This window comes from Mycobacterium sp. (genome assembly GCF_032162605.1).
Taxonomy (GTDB): domain Bacteria; phylum Actinomycetota; class Actinomycetes; order Mycobacteriales; family Mycobacteriaceae; genus Mycobacterium.
The window spans coordinates 1-2624 of sequence record NZ_JAVROT010000552.1 but is presented as its reverse complement, the minus strand read 5'-3'; the positions used below and the strand labels follow the sequence as shown (position 1 = coordinate 2624).

Below are 2624 nucleotides of genomic sequence, written 5' to 3'. Positions count from 1 at the left end.
CCGGCCGGGGAAGAGTGCCTTCAGCGTGCGCCCACCGGACTCGGCGGCGGAGGGGGCCCTGGCGTGGATGTTGGCGATGCCCGTACCGATCACCAGCCGCTCGGTGGCCGAGAGGAACGCCGCCGACTGCGTCAGGCACTCCTTGCCCGTGACCTCTGGGAGGAACAACGATCCGTAGCCCAGCGCCTCGATCTCGCGCGCCACATCCTGCGCGTCGGGCATCGCCCAGGTGTCGCTGGCCCACCAGACGCCGATGCGGGAGGTGAAGTCGATGCGGGCGCGGGCGGTGTCGGTCACGCCATCGATGCTATGCGGTGAGGCAGTCGAACAGATCGCGCAGACCGCTCATCGAGCGAGCGGGAAGGAACAGGTCGCAGTAGGGCAGCGCGCACGCCATCGATCCGGCCAGCGGCCGGTAGTCGGGCGCGGCCGCTCGGGGGTTGAGCCACACGATCAGTCGAGCCCGCCGACGCAACCGCGCCATCGCGTGGGCCAGCACCTCCGGCGGGTCGCTGTCCCAGCCGTCCGAGGCGACGATCACCACTGCCCCGCGCAACGCACTGCCGTGCGGAGTCGCCAACAGCGTGGCCAGGCTTCGACCCAGATGGGTGCCCCCGTAGCGATCCGTCACCTTCGCGTTGGCGCGCTCCAGCGCCACCTCCGCCGAGCGGTGGGACAACACCGGCGTCAGCCGGGTCAACGAGGTCGAGAACGCGAAGATCTCGGGGGCCACGGTGGCACGGCGCAACGCCGCGGCACGCATCAGATGCAGGTAGATCGTCGCGTAGGGCTGCATGGATCCGCTCACGTCGCAGAGCAGGACGACCCGGCGCGGGCGGTGACGACGGCGAGATCGGCTGAGCCGCAACGGCTCCCAGCCCGTGGTCCGCGAGGCACGGATGGTGTGCCGCAGGTCGATTCGCATACCGTGCCTGCTCGGCTCCCTCCGCAGACTACGTCTTCGCGGCCACCGCGCCGAGGCCTGCTCCAACCAGGTGCCGATGAGGTGCAGGTCGGTGTGGTCGAAGGTCTCGAACGCCTCGTCGGCTCGCGCGACCAGTCGACTCGGCAGTACATCCGGCACGCCGACGCCGTCGACACCCACCGGTGACTCTGTGGCCGTGATCGAGGTGGGCCGCGTCGTCCACGGCAGCCCATCCCCGTCGAGCGTGACGCCGTGCGCGGCACCCGTCCCAGTCATCGACGCCGCAGACGTGCCGGGGCTGGACAGGTGGTGACGCGGGTCGGTGGTGAACTCGGCGTCGTCGAACACCGCGGAGAAGACGGCATCGAATCCGGCCAGATCCTCGGCGCGATTGACGAGCGTCAGCCTGGCCGCCCAGTACAGGTCGCGGCGCGACCGCGGCACCAGCAGCTCAAACGCTTGCACGAAACTTGCTGGGCCGCTGGCAGATACCGAGACTCCGGCTGAGCGCAGACGCGCCACCAGGGCGACCGCGAGGGCCGCCCTGTCGACACCGGCTAGGAGGACCGAACGCGTCACGTCACCGGCGGTCGCGAGCCACTCGCCGCCCCAGCGCCAGTCGGCCCAGTGTGAAGACGGCCGCCACTGCCGCGAGCGTGCCCAACACCAACGGGGCGTATTTCTTCAACGCGGTGCCGCCCGCGAGTTCGAGGAGGTCGATCGGCGCGGCCTCGGGCGGGGGCGTCGGGACCGCCGTCAGTGCCTTCGCCGGTGAATCTGTAACCGCGGCAACCGCGGCCGCGGGAGTGTGCGCGGCGACGAGTTTGGCCTCCAGCGACTGGGCGAACTGACCGAGGAGTTTCTCCGAGACCTGCTGGAGCATGCCGCTGCCGAACTGAGCGAGCTTACCCACGATCTTGAGGTCGGTGTCCACGGTGACCCGCGTCCGGTCACCTGCCTCGTGCAGTATGGCGGTGACGGTAGCCGCCGCGTTGCCGGTTCCGCGTGCCTCCTTGCCCTTGGCGTCGATCACGGCGCGGCGCTGGTCACGATCCCTCTCGACGAAGTGCACCTTGCCACTGAACTCGCTGGTGACCGGCCCGACCTTGACCTTCACCTTGCCGAGCACGTCATCTCCCTCGTGTCCGGTCATCTGCGCGCCTGGCATCAGTGGAATGACCTGCTCGAGGTCGACGAGCACGTCCCAGGCCTCCTCGATCGGGGCACTGACGGTGAACTCGTTGGCGATCTTCATAGGTGGACTCCCTTCATCCCGAGCTGTATTCGGCGAATGCGTCTCTGATCAGGGCGTCGTCGTCCGGCGTCTTCGCCAGGGCACCGAGACTGGCCAGAGTCTGTGGGGTGCGCACGGCCACCAGCTCGGGCACGCCGAGGGTGACCAGGGCCGCGACCCAGTCGATGATCTCGGCCACACCCGGCGGCTTGTCCAGATCGAGATTCCTTGCCCCACCAACGAACTGGGTAGCATCTTCGATCAGGGCGGTGGTCGCTCCGGGAACGGTGCGACGCACGATTTCGGCCGCGCGGCCAGGGTCCGGGTAGTCGATCCAGTGGTACAGACAGCGCCTGCGCAGGGCATCGTGCAGGTCGCGACTTCGGTTGGAGGTCAGCACCGTGATGGGTGGGTGTTCGGCGACGAAGGTACCCAGCTCCGGGATCGTCACCGCCGCCTCGCCGA

The 2624-nt window shown here is 69.0% G+C and carries 3 protein-coding genes and 1 pseudogene; all 4 read right to left on the bottom strand.

The window, feature by feature from the left end:
• Positions 1-297: LLM class flavin-dependent oxidoreductase (locus QOI01_RS30700; protein ID WP_526387105.1), on the bottom strand; the 297-nt coding region annotated here is incomplete at its 3' end.
• A 10-nt stretch (positions 298-307) separates the two neighbouring features.
• Positions 308-1504 carry a vWA domain-containing protein gene (locus QOI01_RS30695; protein WP_526387103.1) on the bottom strand — a complete coding sequence of 399 codons (1197 nt, stop codon included), beginning with the start codon at positions 1502-1504 and terminating at the stop codon, positions 308-310.
• Position 1505: 1 nt separating this feature from the next.
• Positions 1506-2180: an SRPBCC family protein gene (locus QOI01_RS30690; protein WP_526387101.1), complete on the bottom strand. Its 675-nt coding sequence runs from the start codon at positions 2178-2180 to the stop codon at positions 1506-1508.
• Between the two features lie 13 nt (positions 2181-2193).
• Positions 2194-2624 (bottom strand): annotated as a pseudogene (locus QOI01_RS30685) (AAA family ATPase); the annotation flags it as partial.